Below are 16,777 nucleotides of genomic sequence, written 5' to 3' on the forward strand. Positions count from 1 at the left end.
CCACGCTCACCACCAGGCGCAGGTTGGCCGCCACCATCCGCTCCTTGGCCCGCTGGCCGGAGCGCAGGCGCTTTTTGAGCTGTTGGGGGGTGAGCTGGGCAGCTTTCGCCAGCTGCTCGTGATCGGGCTTGGCGCCGCCGGCACGCATCTCGAGCTCCTGCTCGAGCTCCTCTAAGGCCACCAGCTCCTGCACCTGGCGGCCAAGGGTGATCTCCTGCTCATGGGAGAGCAACGGCACGCGACCGATATCGCGCAGGTAGGAGCGCACCAGATCGGTGCTCAGCCCCGAGGCATCAACAGCAACGACCACGGCAAGGCCTGTGAACTGATGTAAAGCCTACCCTGAAGAAGTGTGAAGCGTCTCTCAGAAAGCTCGCGGATCCCTCGGGAACGCTTTGGGATCAGGCCATGTCCAGCGTCTTCCGGCCTTCCTCAGCTCCCCGAACGGCTCAGCAGCCAGCTGGCGGTCTGCAGGTAGATGAACACGCCGGCCACATCGGTGGCGGTGGCAATAAATGGGGCTGACATCAACGCAGGATCCAGACCCAAGCGGTTGAACAACAGCGGCAGGGCAGCGCCCGCGGTGGCCGCCAGGGTGGTGATCGCCACCAGGCTGATGCCAGCGGCACTGGCCACCAGCCAGTTGCCACCGCTCACGTAGCCCGACCAGGGCACCACCACGAGCATCATCAACAGTCCAAGCAGCGCCCCAGCGATCGCCTCACGGCCAATCGCCTTGGCAGGCCCCAGGCTTTGAATCCGCTGGGTGCTGAGGCCGCGGATCACCACTGTGGAACTCTGGGCGCCCACGTTGCCGCCGGTGCCGATCAACAGCGGGATGAAGGCCGCCAGCACCACCACCTGCTTGAGCACCCCATCCATCGAGGCGATCACGGCGGCGGTGCCGCTGTTGGCCAGGAGCAGCACCAACAGCCACACCACGCGGCGGCGAGCCACGCTGAACAGATTGCTCTGGAAGTAGTCGTCTTCATCGCCGGCCTGCACCGCGCCGGCGGCGTAGAGATCGCGGGTGGCCTCCTGCTGGATCACGTCGATCACGTCGTCCACGGTCACGATCCCCACCAGCCGCTGCTCGCGGTCCACCACCGGCACGGCGAGGAAGTCGTAGCGCTGGATCACGCGCGCCACCTCCTCCTGGTCGGTGTCAGTGCCCACGCTCACCACCTCGCGGGTCATCACATCGCCCACCCGCTCCTCGGGATCGGCCACCACCAGATCCCGCAGCGAGAGGATGCCGGTGAGATGGCGGGATGCGTCGGTGACGTAGAGGGCGTAGATCGTTTCGGTGTCGCGGGCGCGGCGGCGCACGATCGTGAGCGCCTGGGCCACGCTGTGGAATTCCTTGAGGTCGATGAACTCGGTGGTCATCAACCGGCCGGCGGTCTCCGGCTCGTAGCCGAGCAGCTGGGCGGTCACGCGCCGTTCCGCCGGGCTCAGCTCCGCCAGCAGGCGCCGCACCACCTTGGCTGGTAATTCATCAAACAGATCCACCCGGTCGTCGGGGGCCATCTGCTCCACCAGCTCGAGCACCTCACCGGAGCGCAACCGCTCAAGCAGCGTCTGCTGCACGCTGGGCTCGAGGTATTCGTAAACCGCGATCGCTTCATTTTTAGGAAGCAGGCGGAAGGCGAGGGCCTGCAGGGTGCGAGGCAAACCACCGATTGCCTCGGCGATATCCACCTCCTGTACAGGCTGCAGGAGCAGCTTCACACCGTCGTAGTTGCCGGCCTCGAGCAGACCCTTGAGCTGCTGGGTGAGCCCCTCCGCCAACGCCGGGCCGTTGCTGGGAGGAACAGCTGCAGCGGCAGACGCCTCGCTCATGGCCCCGGGGCTGCGGCAGACTGAGTGTATGGGCTGAAGTGGCTAAGGTCCGGCCTTCTCAAACACGAGCGATGGCAATCAACGTGAGCGATGTGGTGGTGCACACCGCCTCAGGCGCTGAGCAAAAGCTGGGTGAGCTCGATGGCCAGGTGCGCTTGATCGTGAACGTGGCCAGCCGCTGCGGCTTCACCCGCCAGTACAGCGGCCTCCAGGCCCTGCAGGAGGCCTACGGCAGCCAAGGCTTCTCGGTGCTCGCCTTCCCCTGCAACGACTTCGGCGCCCAGGAGCCCGGCAGCGTGGAAGAGATCCAGCAGTTCTGCTCCACCACCTACGGCGTGAACTTCCCCATCTACGCCAAGGTGGCGATCAGCGCCGCTCCGTTCGACACGCTGGTGCAAGCCGAGCCCGCCGGCCCCGTGGCCTGGAACTTCGAGAAGTTCCTCGTCGGCAAAGACGGCAGCGTGATCGCGCGTTTCAAGAGCGGTGTTGAGCCCGAGTCCGCCGAGCTGAAGGGCGCGATCGAAGCAGCACTGGCGGCCTAATCGGGATCACCTCACAGCGCTGTCCAGGATTTTGTACAGATTGCACGGAATCCTGGACAGTTGCGCGGGCAGAACCAACCCAGCAGCCAGCGAAGTAAGGAGGCTGATTAGCGGCTCTTAGGGAGGAGCGGGAGCTCTGAACAGATGCAGAAGGCTCCTGCCCTGATCAGTCGAGCGGAGAACGGAACACCGATCGGCTCAGCGCAAGGCCACCCGCCGCGCAGAGGAGCCCAAGCACCAGGCTGGCGGCGATCAACAACAGGCCCCAAATGGGGCTGCCTGCCTGGATCAACTTGGCCACATCCAACATCCAGCTGCTGAAGGTGGTGAGGCAGCCGCAGAAGCCGATACCCAGCAGCAACACCAGGCTGGTGCGGCGGGGGATCGGCCCGGCCAGGAACCCGAGGATGAACGAACCCACGAGGTTCACCAGCAGATCAGCACCGGCACTGCCTCCCAGATGCGGTCCGAGCTGTACACCGCTCTGCCAGCGCAACAGAGCACCAGGCACGGCTCCGAGGCCCACCAGCAATAGCTCTCTGAGCTCGAAGCTCAGGCGCCGGGCTTCGAGCTGATCAGCCACCGATCACCATCCCGGCTGCCACGGCCACCAGCCCCGCCGCCACCGAGCCACCCATCAGCCAGAGAGCCTGGCGGCGCTGGCCACCCAGCCACGACTGCAACAGTTCCACCGCAAAGGTGGAAAAGGTACTGAGGCTGCCCAGAAAGCCCGTGGCCAGCAGCAAGGCGATCTGCTGATCCGGTTGGCAACGACCAGCCAGGGCCGCAATCAAGCCAAGTGCAAAACAGGCCGTGATGTTCACGCCAAAGGTCGCCCAGTGCTTGCGGGGGACCAAGGGCTCGAAGTGGTTCACCAGCCGGAAACGCAGCCAGGCACCGGGCACAGCCCCGATCGCCACCAGGAGCGCGTCACGCATGGATCAAGCAACAGCGAGCCAACCGCGCTGCTCACCCACCTCCACCTGCAGCCACTGCTCACCGCCGTGATCACACCAGCTACGCATTACCCGCAGGGGCTGATCGACATCAACCTCGGCTAGAGCAGGAGCCAGTTGATCCGGTGCGACCTGCAGCGCCTGGCTGCCAGTGCTGAGCAAAGGCTCGCCGGCGTTGCGGCGGCGCAGGTCGGGCAGACGTCGATCTGCACCCCCGGCAGGCAATGAAACCGGAGCAAACAAGGCAAAGGCCAGCACAGCCCCCCAGCGCCAGGCGCTGAAGCGCTGATCAACGGGGCGCGACACAGATCGACCCACTCAGATATCCAGTTGCGCCAGATCCAGCTCGGCGCTGTGGGTTTCAATGAACTCACGGCGGGGAGCCACTTTGTCGCCCATGAGGATGTTGAAGATGCGATCGGCTTCGGCGGCGTCTTCAATCTCCACGCGCTTCATCATGCGTGTGGTGGGATCCATCGTGGTTTCCCACAGCTGCTTCGGCATCATTTCACCCAAGCCCTTAAAGCGCTGGATCGTGTAATTTGCCTTCTCGCCGAAGCCTTCGATGGTGCTCCTCAGATCAGCTTCGTTGTAGCAATAGGTGTGGTTTTTGCCGCGCTCCACCTTGTAAAGCGGAGGGCAGGCGATATAGATGTAGCCGCCCTCCACCAACGCCTTCTGGTAGCGGTAGAAGAAGGTGAGCAGGAGCGTTCGGATGTGAGCACCATCCACATCGGCATCGGTCATGATCACGATGCGGTGGTAGCGAAGGTTCTTCTCATCGAACTCTTCGCCTTTGATGCCGAGGCCTAGGGCGGTGATCAGCGCCTGGATCTCGGTGTTCTTGTAGATCTTGGCGTCGTCGGTTTTCTCAATATTCAGGATCTTGCCGCGCAACGGCAGGATCGCCTGGAAGCGGCGGTCGCGGCCCTGCTTAGCAGAGCCTCCTGCGGAATCACCCTCCACGATGTAGATCTCGGATTCGCCGGGATCGCGCGAGGAGCAATCGGCGAGCTTGCCGGGGAGAGTGGAGCTCTCAAGCACGCTCTTGCGGCGCACCAGCTCCCGGGCGCGGCGGGCGGCCTCAGCGGCGTTGAACGCCTGGATCGCCTTCTCCAGGATCAGGTCGATCACCGAGGGGTTGAACTCCAGGTATTCGCTGAGGGCCTCACCCACCAACGAATCCACGATGCCGCGCACCTCAGTGTTGCCCAGCTTGGTTTTGGTTTGGCCCTCGAACTCAGGCTCGGGCACCTTCACCGACAACACAGCGGTAAGACCTTCGCGGATGTTTTCGCCGGCGAGGTTGGCGTCAGCATCCTTGCGCTTGCCGCGCTTCTTGGCAAAAGCGTTGAGCGTGCGGGTAAGAACGGTTTTCAGACCCTCGATGTGCGTGCCGCCATCCACCGTGCGGATGTTGTTGGCAAAACCGAAGATGTTGTCGGAGTAGGCATCCACGCACCACTGCAGCGCCGCCTCCACCTGAACACCATCCTTCTCGGAGTTCACATAGATGATGTCGGGATGAAGGGCATCCTTCTCCGCATTCATGTAGGCAACGTATTCCTTAATGCCGCCTTCGTAGAAGTAGATCTCTTCATGCGCAGCGCCTTCGTCATTCCTGGCCGCGGGGCGCTCGTCACGGAAGACGATCTTCACGCCACCGTTGAGGTAAGCGAGTTCGCGCAGGCGGGCCGAGAGGGTGTGGTAATCGAACTCAATGCCGCCCGAGAAGATCTGGATGTCGGGCTTGAAGCACACCGAGGTGCCTGTGCGGCTGGGATCCGCCGCGAGCTTGGAGGCCAGCGTTCCGATCGGGGCACCACGCTCGAAGCGCTGCTGGTGCTCTTGACCCTGGCGATGAACCGTCACCTCCACCCACTCGGAGAGGGCGTTCACAACGGAAACGCCCACGCCGTGCAGACCACCCGACACCTTGTAACCGCCGGCGCCGAACTTGCCGCCGGCGTGCAGCACCGTGAGCACCGTTTCCAGGGCGCTCTTGCCAGTGCGGGGGTGCACGTCGGTGGGGATGCCGCGGCCGTTGTCGGTCACGGCGCAGCTGCCGTCCTCATTGAGGACGACGAGAATTTCGTTGCAATGGCCGGCGAGCGCCTCGTCGACCGAGTTGTCGACGACCTCGTACACCAGGTGGTGCAAGCCCCGCGGCCCGGTGGTGCCGATGTACATCCCCGGGCGCTTGCGCACCGGCTCCAGGCCTTCCAGCACCTGGATCTGCTCGGCGCCGTAGGCGGCCTGAACTTTGGTGGCTTCGCTCATGGGTTCCGGCGGGGGCACGTCCTCCTGCCGCAGGAGCCCGTTGGCAAGCGCGGCAAGGGGCAGGGAGGCGCGCAAAGGCCGTGCCTGAAGGCCCAATCTACCACCGATGCAATAGAGAAGCTCCTGGCGGCCACTCCGCGCGCTTTTCGGCAAGGGGTGCAACAAGTGACCCACGAGCAGGGCAACAGGCCCGCCGGCAAAGTGCCCGGATGAGCCAAGCCGAAAGCCTCGCCACAAGCGGTCGACAACACCCCGATCAGCCCCTGGTGATCGTGTTGCTGGGCCCCACCGCCAGCGGCAAAACGGCCCTTGGCATCGAGCTGGCCCAAGCGCTGGATCTAGCGGTGCTGTCGGTGGATTCGCGCCAGCTCTATCAAGAAATGGATATCGGCACCGCCAAGCCCACGGCAGCGCAGCGGGCGGCCGTGCGGCACGAGCTGCTCGATCTGCGCCGCCCTGATCAACCGATCAACCTGCAGGAGTTCCGCGCCGAAGCCGAACAGGCCATCGCCGCAGAACACGCCCGCCGCGGTATCGCCCTACTGGTGGGCGGCAGCGGGCTGTACCTCAAAGCGATCACCCAGGGGATGACCCCGCCGGCGGTGCCGCCTCAGCCGGAGCTGCGGGCGCAGCTTGAGGCCCTTGGCCAACCCCTCTGCCACCAACTGCTCTGCGCCGCTGACCCAACCGCCGGGGCGCGGATCATGGCCAACGACGCCGTTCGCACCCAACGAGCCTTAGAGGTGCTCTATTCCACGGGCCAACCGCTCAGCAGCCAGCAAGGCGCTACGCCACCGCCCTGGCGGGTGCTGGAGCTAGGCCTGAATCCGCCGGATCTCAAGCGCCGCATCGCCCTGCGCAGCGCCAACCTCTATGCCGAAGGCCTGGTGGAGGAAACCCGCGGCCTGATCGAGCGCTACGGCGCCGACTGCCCACTGCTCGACACCATCGGCTACGGCGAAGCCAAGGCGGTGCTGCACGGGGAGTTGCCAATCGACGCTGCGATCGCCCTCACCACCAAGCGCACCCAGCAATTCGCCAAGCGCCAACGCACCTGGTTTCGGCGGCAACACCAGCCGATCTGGCTCGATGGGGGCGACGCTTTACAGCAGGCGTTGCCGGCGATCGAGCGCGTCCTAGGGTGAAGGGTGAACAGCTTCTGTTTTCTCCTCGTCCTCTCGCCCGCCTGAATGCCACCCCGTCCTCGTTTTGACCGCCGCGCTCCCGTGCGGGAGCTCCCCAACATCAACGACCGCATCAGTTACCCCCAGCTGCGGGTGGTGGATGCCGACGGCAGTCAGCTGGGGGTGATCACGCGGGAGGCGGCCCTCGAGGTGGCCAAAGACCGAGAGCTCGACCTGGTGCTGGTGAGCGAGAAGGCTGATCCGCCGGTGTGCCGGATCATGGATTACGGCAAGTTCAAGTTCGAGCAGGAAAAGAAGGCCAAAGAAGCGAAGAAGAAGTCGCATCAAACCGAAGTCAAAGAGGTGAAGATGCGCTACAAGATCGACCAGCACGATTACGACGTGCGGATCGGTCAGGCCTCTCGCTTCCTCAAAGCTGGAGACAAGGTGAAATGCACCGTGATCTTCCGCGGCCGCGAGATCCAGCACACCGCCCTGGCTGAACAGTTGCTCCGGCGCATGGCCAAGGATCTCGAGGAGAAGGCTGAGATCCAACAGGACCCCAAGCGCGAGGGCCGCAACATGATCATGTTCCTCACACCGCGCAAAACCCCGCTGGCCAAGGAGAAGGAGGCCGAAGCCGCCGCCAGCAAGGCCGTGCGCACGATCGAAACGCCGCGCCAACAAGCTGCTGCAGCGGCAATCGAGGGCTGACCCAAAGAGCGCCTATGCCGGCGCTCTCACAGCACCTCTCCAAAGAGCCCAATCATCGCCGCCCAGCCGGCAGCTGAGGCTTCGGGGTGGAAATCGCCACGGGCTTCGCACATGTAACCGTGGCCGGCACCCGGGGCCAACACGAAGCGATGGCGGCCACCGGGCACCGCGACCAGGGCCTGCTCAATGGCGCTGAGCTCCTCTGGGGGCATCAGCGGATCCTGATCGCCGCAGAAACACCACAACCGGCCGGGAATCTGCGGCACATCCGTGAGCGTGGGGGCTCCACCACCGGGCCGGTCGGTGGAGACGCGCGCGCCATAGAAGTCGCAGGTTGCGGCAATCACCGGCAGGGTGGCCGCCAGCATCGCCAGGTGGCCGCCGAAGCAGAAGCCCACGCAGCCGAGGGGCTTACTGGCGAGCCCATCAGCGCTGTGGTGCCGCTGCATCCATGCGGCGGCAGCGGTCACGTCGGCACGAAGCTGATCAGCGCGAACCTGATCGCGATGCTCACGCCCCAGGGCAAGACCGGCCTCGTTGTAATCCGCCTCCAAGTGCGGGGCCGTGCGCCAGAAGGTGCTGATCGCCAGAGCGGCATAGCCCTGTTCCGCCAAGCGATCCACCACGCTGCGCACCCAGCCGTTCACGCCAAACACCTCCGGCAGCACCAGCACAGCCGCCCGCGGTGCCTCAGGCCGGGCCCACCAGGCGGGCATCACGCCGTCAGGAGTGATCACTTCGGTCCAGTTCGCCTGAATCGCCATCGCGTCGGTGTGCGGGAGTGATGGATCGCGACTAACCGCGCGATTGATCACATCAGAACACCGGCAACACACAATCCAAGCTTTCGTACAGACCGTACAGAATACGGATGAGCGCGTCACCAACGGCAACCGGCACAGCCGCTTATGCCGGGATTGCAATTGTCACCGGCGCCAAAGCTCCGTATGGTGGCGCCGCAGTGTTGTGCCAATCCGGTTTGCGGTTCCACATTCAGCAGGACAGCGACATCCCGGCGTCGAGCCAGTTGTACAACCAGATCTGCTTTGCCATCGCCGCGCGCCACTTCCCGCCCGGCCATCGCTTACCGAGCACTCGCCAGCTGGCGATGCAGACCGGCCTGCACCGCAACACGATCAGCAAGGTGTACCGCCAGCTTGAGAATGACGGCGTGGTGGAAGCCATGGCCGGCTCCGGCATCTATGTTCGCGATCAGCAGAACCCGCGCGAAATCAAGCTCGCCCCCGGCCCCCGCAGCCGCCACCTGCCTGACATCGACCGCGAGGTGCGCCAAAGCGTGGACGGTCTGCTCAACGCCGGCTGCACCCTGCAGCAGGCGCGCGATCTGTTCACTCGCGAGATCGACTGGCGCCTGCGCTGCGGCGCCCGCGTGCTGGTGAGCACTCCCCGTGAAGACATCGGCGCCTCAATGCTGATCGCCGAGGAGCTCACCCCCCATCTGGATGTACCCGTGGAGGTCGTGCCGATGGAGGAGCTGGAAAGCGTACTGGAGAGCTCCAGCAACGGCACAGTGGTGACGAGCCGCTATTTCCTGCAGCCGGTGGAGGAGATCGCGCGCCGCCACAGCGTGCGCGCCGTGCCGGTCGACCTCAACGACTTCCGCCACGAGCTTGATCTGCTCAAGGATCTCAAAGCTGGCAGCTGCGTGGGTCTGGTGAGCATCAGCCCGGGCATCCTGCGGGCTGCTGAGGTGATCCTGCACAGCATGCGAGGCAATGAGCTGCTGTTGATGACGGCGACTCCTGATCTGAGCAGTCGTCTCTTGGCGCTGCTACGCGCCTCGAGCCATGTGCTGTGCGATCGGCCCAGCTTGCCACTTGTGGAGCAGAGTCTGCGCCAGAACAGAGCACAGTTGATGCGGCTGCCTCAGGTTCATTGTGCCCAGAGCTATCTGGGAACTGCGACGATTGACCTGCTACGTAAAGAGATCGGTCTACTAAATTTGGAAGCAATAAGACTAGATAACCCTTAGTACCTAGTCATAATCAAACGTAAGCGGATGAAGAGATTCGAACTCTCGACCCTCTCCTTGGCAAGGAGATGCTCTACCACTGAGCTACATCCGCGTTTGCCGGGGCTGAACCGCCGACCCAGAGATCATGCACGACGGAGGGCCCTTCGGTCAAACCATGGAGGCCTTAGGCAGGATGGGGAGATGCTCAAAGCCCTGCGTGCCGACCTGGCCATCATCAAAGAGCGGGATCCAGCGGCTCGTGGGACGCTGGAGATCCTGCTGTGTTATCCGGGGCTCCATGCTCTGAGCCTGCATCGGCTGAGCCATCGGCTATGGCGCCTCCAATGGCCGTTGTCGCCCCTCATTGCCCGGTTGCTCAGCCAGATAGCGCGTTGGTGCACAGGTATCGAGATTCATCCAGGCGCGAGCATTGGTCACGGGGTGTTCATCGATCACGGCATGGGGGTCGTTATCGGCGAAACTGCTGTGATCGGGCATCAGTGCTTGCTGTATCAGGGCGTCACCCTGGGGGGTACAGGGAAGGCCCATGGCAAGAGGCATCCCACGCTGGGCAACAACGTGGTGGTTGGAGCAGGGGCCAAGGTATTGGGGGCGATCACCGTGGGCTCAAATACGCGTATTGGTGCAGGGTCGGTCGTGCTTCGCGATGTCGCTTCCGACAGCACCGTGGTGGGCATTCCAGGCCGTGTGGTTCACCAAAGCGGTGTTCGGGTAGACCCACTGGCCCATTCCGCTTTACCTGATGCGGAGGCTCGTGTGATTCGGAACCTGATGGAGCGCATCGATGCGCTCGAAGGAGAATTGGCCCGCACGCAAGCTTGTCTCAAGGAAGTAGCCGCTGGCCGCCCCCTTGAGGAGCCTTGCCGGGGGGCATCCCAAAACCTCAAGGATCGGGAAATCCTTGAGTTTCTCGGTGATGGGCCGGATATCGATTAATTATCTATTAAGCAGCCTGTGGTGCTGGAGCTGGCTGGAACATAAACATTGAATAAATCACATTGCGGCGCATCTGGGTCATCATCTCGAGGAACATGTCGTAGCCCTCGTTTTTGTATTCGATTAGCGGATCCTTCTGACCGTAGCCGCGCAGGCCCACCGATTCGCGTAAGGCATCCATGGCTTGGAGGTGTTCCCGCCAGAGGGTGTCGATCTGCTGAAGGATGAAGAAGCGCTCGGCTTCGCGCATCAGGCCGGGGCGCTGCTGCTCGATCTGCCCTTCTTTGATGTCGTAGGCATTGCGCAGCTGCTCCTGCAGGAAGGCCTTGAGCTCCTCCACCGAGAGGCCTCGCAGCTGCTCGGGCTTGAGATCCTCCAGCAAATACACGAATTCCTGAACCTTGCTCACCAGGCGATCGAGATCCCACTCCTCGGGGGGCAGGTCCGGATTCACATAGGCCTCCACGATGTCGGTCATGGTGCGCTCGCCGTAGCCCACAACCTGCTGCTTGAGCTCGCGGCCCTCGAGCACACGCCGGCGCTCCGCATACACGGCCTTGCGCTGGTTGTTCATCACCTCGTCGTACTCGAACACCTGCTTGCGGATGTCGTAGTAATACGTCTCCACCTTCTTCTGAGCACCCTCGAGGGAGCGGGTGAGCATGCCGGATTCGATCGGCATGTCTTCCTCCACGCGGAAGGCATTCATCAGGCCGGCCACACGGTCGCCGCCAAAGATGCGCAGCAGGTTGTCTTCCAGCGACAGGAAGAAACGGGTGGAACCCGGGTCGCCCTGACGGCCGGCGCGGCCGCGGAGCTGGTTGTCGACACGGCGGGATTCGTGGCGTTCAGTGCCAATCACGTGCAAGCCGCCGGCTTCGCGCACCTGCTCGTCTTCGCTGCCGGTCACCACCTCATATTCCGCCTTCACGCGAGCGATCATCGAGCGCAGGGCCTGGATCTGCGGGTCGTCGGTGGGGGCTTTCTCAGCGGCCTGGGCGATCTTGTCTTCCAGCTCGAGAACGGTGAGTTTGCGATCGCCCCAGGCCTTCACCAGATCGTGGGCGAGCTCGGAGAGGGAGTGCTCGGTGGCGTCGGTGAGGGCGCAGGGGTAGAGAGCGCCGATGGCGCGGGCTTCGGAAGGAGCCTTGGCGGCCGCAGCATTCGAGGCCGCTCCAAAACCGGGGGCTGCTTCGGGGGCACGCTGCAGGGGCACCGGCGGCTTATGGCCTTCCTCCGGGCGCACCAGGCGAGGCAGCAGCACCTCGCGCAGCTTGAGGCGAGCCATGTAGTCGGCATTGCCGCCCAGGATGATGTCGGTGCCGCGGCCGGCCATGTTGGTGGCGATGGTCACGGCGCCGGCGCGACCCGCCTGGGCGACGATCTCGGCCTCGCGCTCCACGTTTTCCGGCTTGGCGTTAAGCAGGTTGTGGGGGATCTGCTGTTCCGCCAACAGAGCGGATAGCAGCTCCGATTTCTCCACGCTGGTGGTGCCCACCAACACCGGCCGGCCAGTTTTGTGAACCTCGGCGGTTTCCAGCGCCACGGCGCGCCACTTGGCGGTTTCGTTTTTGTACACCTGATCGGTCCAGTCGGCCCGGGAGCGAATCCGGTTGGTGGGCACGATGGTGACTTCGAGCTTGTAGGTCTTCTCGAATTCCACTTCTTCCGTTTTGGCAGTGCCTGTCATGCCGGCCAGGCGCGGGTAAAGCAGGAAGAAGTTCTGGTAAGTGATCGAGGCGAGGGTTTGGGTTTCAGGCTGGATCGGCAGGCCTTCTTTGGCTTCGATCGCCTGGTGCTGGCCATCGCTCCAACGGCGGCCGGGCATCACGCGGCCGGTGAACTCATCCACGATCACGGCATCGCTGCCGCGCACGATGTAGTTCACGTCTTTCACGAAGAGTTCCTTCGCTTTGAGCGCGTTGTTGATGTAGTGGGCCCAGGGGTCGGCGGGATCGAACAGATCACTCACGCCGAGCAGCTGCTCGGCCTTGGCGTAGCCCTCATCGGTGAGGGTGCAGTTGCGCTGTTTCTCGTCAACTTCGTAGTCGCCCTCGGGGTCGATGCCGTCTTTACCGAGTTCGGCGGCGCGCACCAGGGCGGCGGCCACCTCGGCGGCCTTCTGGTATTTCTCCTGGGGACGCTCCACCTGGCCGGAAATGATCAGCGGCGTGCGGGCTTCATCGATCAGGATCGAGTCGACTTCATCAATCACGCAGTAGTGGAAGTCGCGCTGCACCACCTCGGCGATGTCGGCCGCCATGTTGTCGCGCAGGTAGTCGAAGCCGAGCTCTGAGTTGGTGGCGTAGGTGATGTCGCAGCCGTAGTTGAGGCGGCGGGTGGCGGGATCCATGTCTTGCTGGATCAGGCCAACCGAGAGGCCGAGGAAGCGGTGCACCTGGCCCATCCACTCGGCGTCGCGACGAGCGAGGTAGTCGTTCACCGTGACGACGTGCACCCCGCGGCCAGTGAGGGCGTTGAGGTAGGCGGGCAGGGTGGCCACGAGGGTTTTGCCCTCGCCGGTTTTCATCTCAGCGATCTGGCCGTCATGGAGCACCATGCCGCCGATCAGCTGCACATCGAAGTGGCGCATGCCGAGCACGCGCTTGCCGGCTTCACGCACCACAGCGAAGGCCTGCGGCAAGAGCTCATCGAGCAGTTTTCGCTCGCGCTCGAGCGTGGCTTCGAGGCTCAAACCGCGGTTTTTGCACTCGAGCTGTAGGGCGGCGAGCTTGCCGCGAAATTCGGTGGTGAGGCTGCGCAGCTCGTCGTCGCTGAGGGGAGCCACCTCCTCCTCCAGCAGATTGACGTCCGACACGATCGGCTGGTAACGCTTCAGCTTGCGGGCATTGGGGTCACCCAGCAGCAGCTTGAGCATGGAAAACGCCGACGTGTGCTGCGGGCAGCCTACTGAGAGTGGTGACCTGCCTTCAGGCCCTGCCGCTCCCCGCTCCAGCCGGAACGCTGACGCATCTCTGCGCACCATTCCAGATGGGCCAAGTACCAATCCACGGTCTGAGCCAGGGCCTGATCAAAGCTGTGCTGGGGTTGCCAACCCAACTCGGCTTGGATCCGGGATGGGTCGATGGCATAGCGCCGGTCATGGCCAGGGCGATCCGTCACCGGCGTGATCAACGCGGCATGGGGAGCGCTGGACTGTCGACGCTGATCCAGGAGGGCACAAATGCTCTCGACCACCTGCTTGTTGGTGCGCTCGCCCGAACCACCCACGCAGTAGCTGCGACCGGACTCGCCGCGAGTCGCCGCGAGCAAGAGAGCATCCACGTGATCCTCCACGTAGAGCCAGTCGCGCACGTTGCCCCCATCGCCGTAGAGGGGAATCGGTTCACCGGCGACGGCTTTGAGAATCACAACCGGGATCAGCTTCTCGGGAAACTGCCAGGGACCGAAGTTGTTCGAGCAGTTCGTCAGCACCACGGGCAAGCCATAGGTGTGGTGCCAAGCGCTCACCAGGTGATCGCTGGCAGCCTTGCTGGCGGAATAGGGGGAGCGAGGGTCGTAAGCCGTCGTTTCTGAAAAACGACCGTGCTCCTCTAAGGACCCGAACACCTCATCAGTACTGATGTGGTGGAAGCGAAAAGCGCTCTGACGCTCCGTTGGCAACTGCTCCCAGTGGCTCCGAACCGCCTGCAGCAGGTTGAAGGTGCCCAGCACATTGCTGCTGACAAAGACACCGGGACCATCGATCGATCGATCCACATGGCTCTCAGCCGCCAGGTGCATCACCAAATCCGGGTCCGCCTGCCGGATCGCCGCGGCTGTGGCCTCAGCATCACTGAGATCAACCCGAAGCAAGTGGTGGCGTTCATGCTCACCAATGCTCGTGAGATCACTGGCATAACCGCACTTATCCAGGTTGAAGACCTGGATCTGGCTTTCGTTGAGCAGCCGGCGCACCACGGCGCCGCCGATAAAGCCCGCGCCTCCTGTCACCAGCACCCGCTGAATCGAACCAGGCAGCAGAACCGACATCACAGAGGGGGGCTGGCTTGCGAGGAGGCTATGTGGCCCAGGACCTGCTGCAGGGCCTGACGCCAATGCAAGGCTTCAAGGCCCAGGGTCTCATGAGTCGCCGTGCAATCAAGCAGCGAATAGCTGGGGCGCTGCGCTGGCGTGGGGTAGTCCGCCGTGGTGATCGGCTGGATCCGCGCGGGGTTGGAGAGCAGACCTGCGGCCTGGCCGAGCTCAGCAATGGCGACGGCGAAGTCATACCAACTGGCCGCGCCGGCATCGCTCCAGTGAAGAGTGCCGCTGGTGCCCTGCTCCAACACGGTCCAACAGGCGCCGGCCAGACCAGCCGTCGAAGTTGGGCAACCCACCTGATCGGCCACCACCCCCAGCTGCTCGCGCTGCGCCATCAGCCGCAGCATCGTGAGCAGAAAGTTCTTGCCCACCGGGCCATAGACCCAGCTGGTGCGCAGGATGCAAAGCCGCTCGGGCGCGAGTGCCGACGCCGCGGACGCTTCGCCCGCAGCCTTGCTGGCGCCATAAACACCCAGGGGATGCACCGGCTGATCCGGTCGATAGGGAGAACCCTGGGCTCCGTTGAACACAAAATCAGTGCTCAGCTGCAGGAGCCGGCCACCCGTCGCAGCCAAAGCTTCAGCCATCGCTCCAGGGGCTTGAGCATTCACCGCATGGGCCAGCTCCGGCTCGCTCTCCGCCTTGTCCACGGCGGTGTAAGCCCCGGCATTGATCAGCCAATCGGGCTGATGCTGCTGCACCAGGGCCCGGCACGCCTCGGCGTCAGCCAGATCCAAGGCAATCGTGCCCTCCCCGCCGCTGCGGGTGGTTGTGATCAGCTGCACGGCAGTGCCAGCGATCGCAGCGGGCGCGCTGCGGCGCAAGGCCTGACCCAGCTGGCCGGCTCCACCGGTGAGGATCACCTTCATGGCTCAGACAGAGCAGTTAGCAACGGGGCTGCCGCATCCTTCTCAGAGAGCAGGGGTCCATCAGCTCCCAACTCGGCCACAGCCGGCCAGGTGATCGCCAACTGCGGGTCGTCCCAGCGAATGACTCGCTCGCAATCGCGGCTCCAAAAATCGGTGGTCTTGTAGAGGACCTCGGCCGACTCGCTCAAGGTGAGAAAACCATGGGCAAATCCTTCCGGCACCCAGAACTGCTGATGGTTGACCGCGCTCAGTCGAGCCGCCACCCATTGGCCGAAGGTGGGCGAGCCATGGCGAATGTCGACCGCCACATCAAAGATCTCGCCCAGCACGCAGCGCACGAGCTTGCCCTGGGGATGGGGCGGCAGCTGGTAGTGCAGCCCCCGCAGCACTCCCTGGCTGGAGCGGGAGTGGTTGTCTTGGACAAACTCGGGCACAGGCTGACCATCAGCTTCAAGAGCGGCCGCAAAAGCGCGCTGGTTCCAGCTCTCAAAAAAGAAGCCGCGATCGTCGCCAAACACCCGGGGCGTGATCAGCAGCGGACCGATCACGGCGTCTCCGGCCTGGGAGAACAGGCGCTCAGCCTTCATGCTCAAGCTCCAGAAGACCGAGCAGATAGCTGCCGTAACCGCTTTTGCAAAGGGGCTGAGCCAAACGCTCCAATTGCCCAGCGTTGATCCAGCCCATCCGCCAAGCCACCTCCTCGGGACAGCCCACCTTCAGGCTCTGGCGGTGCTCCAGGGTGCGGATGTAGCTGGAGGCCTCGTGCAGCGAGTCGCAGGTTCCGGTGTCGAGCCAGGCCATGCCGCGGCCCATCAACTCGACCTGCAGCAAACCTTCCTCCAGGTATTGGCGATTGAGATCGGTGATCTCCAACTCACCGCGGGCCGAGGGCTGCACCCGGCGAGCCCGTTCCACGACCGAGTCGTCGTAGAAATAGAGACCGGTCACGGCATAGCGCGATTTCGGCTTGGCCGGCTTCTCCTCGATGCTCAGCACCCGGCCGCTGCCATCGAACTGCACCACGCCGTAGCGCTCAGGATCTCGCACGGGATAGGCGAACACCGTGGCGCCAGCAGTGGCCGCCGCCACGCCGCTACCGAGTTGGGTATCGCCATGGAAGAGGTTGTCGCCAAGCACCAGAGCCGCCGGTGCCCCCGCCAGAAACTCGGCACCAATCAAGAACGCCTGGGCCAGACCATCGGGGCTGGGCTGCACGGCATAGCAGATCTCCATCCCCCAGCTCGCTCCATCCCCGAGCAACCTCTGAAACGCCACTTGATCGTGGGGTGTGGTGATGATCAACACCTCACGAATCCCCGCCAGCATCAGCGTGCTGAGCGGGTAATAAATCATCGGTTTGTCGTACACCGGCAGCAGCTGTTTGCTGACCGCCTGGGTGATTGGATGAAGCCGCGTACCGGAGCCCCCGGCGAGGATGATCCCCTTGCGCTGCTGAGCCAAGGTTTCCCGCCCG

The 16,777-nt window shown here is 63.8% G+C and carries 17 protein-coding genes and 1 tRNA gene; 5 read left to right on the forward strand and 13 right to left on the reverse strand.

Translation table 11 applies throughout. From position 1 onward, the window contains the following. Together H9532_RS06850 and mgtE are read right to left on the reverse strand one after the other, a co-directional pair. On the reverse strand, positions 1–310 hold a 310-nt coding region (locus H9532_RS06850), incomplete at its 3' end, for a sigma-70 factor domain-containing protein (protein WP_296366840.1). A 122-nt stretch (positions 311–432) separates the two neighbouring features. After that, entirely contained in the window at positions 433–1,842 is a 1,410-nt protein-coding gene (gene mgtE, locus H9532_RS06855; protein WP_296366843.1) for a magnesium transporter, read from the reverse strand. A gap of 71 nt (positions 1,843–1,913) precedes the next feature. Here mgtE and H9532_RS06860 point away from each other — a divergent pair, with 71 nt between their 5' ends. Further along, positions 1,914–2,384 (forward strand): glutathione peroxidase, encoded by a 471-nt coding sequence (locus tag H9532_RS06860; protein WP_296366846.1) that lies wholly within the window; start codon positions 1,914–1,916, stop codon positions 2,382–2,384. A gap of 166 nt (positions 2,385–2,550) precedes the next feature. Here H9532_RS06860 and H9532_RS06865 read toward each other — a convergent pair whose 3' ends face one another. The 4 genes from H9532_RS06865 to gyrB are packed head-to-tail and all read right to left on the reverse strand — an operon-like array spanning position 2,551 to position 5,620. Beyond that, positions 2,551–2,967, reverse strand: coding sequence for a CrcB family protein (locus tag H9532_RS06865; RefSeq protein ID WP_296366847.1), 417 nt, complete (start codon positions 2,965–2,967; stop codon positions 2,551–2,553). Continuing rightward, positions 2,960–3,322: a CrcB family protein gene (locus H9532_RS06870; RefSeq protein ID WP_296366849.1), complete on the reverse strand. Its 363-nt coding sequence runs from the start codon at positions 3,320–3,322 to the stop codon at positions 2,960–2,962. The genes H9532_RS06865 and H9532_RS06870 overlap by 8 nt, the downstream gene beginning before the upstream one ends. Before the next feature lie 3 nt (positions 3,323–3,325). Then, positions 3,326–3,646 carry an SH3 domain-containing protein gene (locus H9532_RS06875; RefSeq protein ID WP_296366852.1) on the reverse strand — a complete coding sequence of 107 codons (321 nt, stop codon included), beginning with the start codon at positions 3,644–3,646 and terminating at the stop codon, positions 3,326–3,328. Between the two features lie 12 nt (positions 3,647–3,658). After that, positions 3,659–5,620 carry a DNA topoisomerase (ATP-hydrolyzing) subunit B gene (gyrB, locus tag H9532_RS06880; RefSeq protein WP_296366854.1) on the reverse strand — a complete coding sequence of 654 codons (1,962 nt, stop codon included), beginning with the start codon at positions 5,618–5,620 and terminating at the stop codon, positions 3,659–3,661. Between the two features lie 209 nt (positions 5,621–5,829). Here gyrB and miaA point away from each other — a divergent pair, with 209 nt between their 5' ends. Further along, positions 5,830–6,765 carry a tRNA (adenosine(37)-N6)-dimethylallyltransferase MiaA gene (gene miaA, locus H9532_RS06885; RefSeq protein ID WP_296366856.1) on the forward strand — a complete coding sequence of 312 codons (936 nt, stop codon included), beginning with the start codon at positions 5,830–5,832 and terminating at the stop codon, positions 6,763–6,765. Between the two features lie 45 nt (positions 6,766–6,810). Further along, positions 6,811–7,458, forward strand: coding sequence for a translation initiation factor IF-3 (gene infC / locus H9532_RS06890; RefSeq protein WP_296366858.1), 648 nt, complete (start codon positions 6,811–6,813; stop codon positions 7,456–7,458). A 26-nt stretch (positions 7,459–7,484) separates the two neighbouring features. On the opposite strand, the gene H9532_RS06895 is transcribed toward infC, so the two are convergent. After that, the gene (locus H9532_RS06895; RefSeq protein ID WP_296366859.1) at positions 7,485–8,222 is read right to left on the reverse strand and encodes a dienelactone hydrolase family protein; all 738 of its coding nucleotides are present in this window, start codon (positions 8,220–8,222) and stop codon (positions 7,485–7,487) included. A gap of 215 nt (positions 8,223–8,437) precedes the next feature. On the opposite strand from H9532_RS06895, the gene H9532_RS06900 reads away from it, so the two are divergent. Further along, complete coding sequence (locus H9532_RS06900) at positions 8,438–9,451, forward strand: GntR family transcriptional regulator (protein ID WP_296366861.1); 1,014 nt, start codon at positions 8,438–8,440, stop codon at positions 9,449–9,451. Positions 9,452–9,473: 22 nt separating this feature from the next. Here H9532_RS06900 and H9532_RS06905 read toward each other — a convergent pair. Next, a tRNA-Gly gene (locus H9532_RS06905) sits at positions 9,474–9,545 on the reverse strand. Positions 9,546–9,547: 2 nt separating this feature from the next. On the opposite strand from H9532_RS06905, the gene cysE reads away from it, so the two are divergent. Then, entirely contained in the window at positions 9,548–10,390 is an 843-nt protein-coding gene (gene cysE, locus H9532_RS06910) for a serine O-acetyltransferase (RefSeq protein WP_296366863.1), read from the forward strand. A gap of 7 nt (positions 10,391–10,397) precedes the next feature. Here cysE and secA read toward each other — a convergent pair whose 3' ends face one another. Genes secA through rfbA form a run of 5 tightly spaced genes read right to left on the reverse strand, consistent with a single transcriptional unit; the run spans position 10,398 to position 16,764 of the window. After that, positions 10,398–13,268: a preprotein translocase subunit SecA gene (gene secA / locus H9532_RS06915; protein WP_296366865.1), complete on the reverse strand. Its 2,871-nt coding sequence runs from the start codon at positions 13,266–13,268 to the stop codon at positions 10,398–10,400. A gap of 29 nt (positions 13,269–13,297) precedes the next feature. Next, a complete protein-coding gene (gene rfbB / locus H9532_RS06920; protein WP_296366868.1) occupies positions 13,298–14,383 on the reverse strand; it encodes a dTDP-glucose 4,6-dehydratase in 1,086 nt (361 codons plus the stop codon). Continuing rightward, positions 14,383–15,303, reverse strand: coding sequence for a dTDP-4-dehydrorhamnose reductase (rfbD, locus tag H9532_RS06925; protein ID WP_296366871.1), 921 nt, complete (start codon positions 15,301–15,303; stop codon positions 14,383–14,385). Before rfbD ends, rfbB begins: the two co-directional genes overlap by 1 nt. Further along, a complete protein-coding gene (gene rfbC, locus H9532_RS06930; protein ID WP_296366873.1) occupies positions 15,300–15,890 on the reverse strand; it encodes a dTDP-4-dehydrorhamnose 3,5-epimerase in 591 nt (196 codons plus the stop codon). The genes rfbD and rfbC overlap by 4 nt, the downstream gene beginning before the upstream one ends. Next, positions 15,880–16,764, reverse strand: coding sequence for a glucose-1-phosphate thymidylyltransferase RfbA (rfbA, locus tag H9532_RS06935; RefSeq protein ID WP_296366874.1), 885 nt, complete (start codon positions 16,762–16,764; stop codon positions 15,880–15,882). Before rfbA ends, rfbC begins: the two co-directional genes overlap by 11 nt. Positions 16,765–16,777: the final 13 nt, after the last annotated feature.

The sequence above is a fragment of the Vulcanococcus sp. Clear-D1 genome, from assembly GCF_014654725.1.
Classification (GTDB): domain Bacteria; phylum Cyanobacteriota; class Cyanobacteriia; order PCC-6307; family Cyanobiaceae; genus Vulcanococcus.

Bases quoted from the DNA above. Each gene is read 5' to 3' on its own strand.
- rfbC (WP_296366873.1), bottom strand. From the start codon at position 15,890: ATGAAGGCTGAGCGCCTGTTCTCCCAGGCCGGAGACGCCGTGATCGGT.
- H9532_RS06895 (WP_296366859.1), bottom strand. From the start codon at position 8,222: ATGGCGATTCAGGCGAACTGGACCGAAGTGATCACTCCTGACGGCGTG.
- rfbD (WP_296366871.1), bottom strand. From the start codon at position 15,303: ATGAAGGTGATCCTCACCGGTGGAGCCGGCCAGCTGGGTCAGGCCTTG.
- H9532_RS06860 (WP_296366846.1), top strand. From the start codon at position 1,914: ATGGCAATCAACGTGAGCGATGTGGTGGTGCACACCGCCTCAGGCGCT.
- gyrB (WP_296366854.1), bottom strand. From the start codon at position 5,620: ATGAGCGAAGCCACCAAAGTTCAGGCCGCCTACGGCGCCGAGCAGATC.
- miaA (WP_296366856.1), top strand. From the start codon at position 5,830: ATGAGCCAAGCCGAAAGCCTCGCCACAAGCGGTCGACAACACCCCGAT.
- rfbB (WP_296366868.1), bottom strand. From the start codon at position 14,383: ATGTCGGTTCTGCTGCCTGGTTCGATTCAGCGGGTGCTGGTGACAGGA.
- infC (WP_296366858.1), top strand. From the start codon at position 6,811: ATGCCACCCCGTCCTCGTTTTGACCGCCGCGCTCCCGTGCGGGAGCTC.
- secA (WP_296366865.1), bottom strand. From the start codon at position 13,268: ATGCTCAAGCTGCTGCTGGGTGACCCCAATGCCCGCAAGCTGAAGCGT.
- mgtE (WP_296366843.1), bottom strand. From the start codon at position 1,842: ATGAGCGAGGCGTCTGCCGCTGCAGCTGTTCCTCCCAGCAACGGCCCG.
- H9532_RS06870 (WP_296366849.1), bottom strand. From the start codon at position 3,322: ATGCGTGACGCGCTCCTGGTGGCGATCGGGGCTGTGCCCGGTGCCTGG.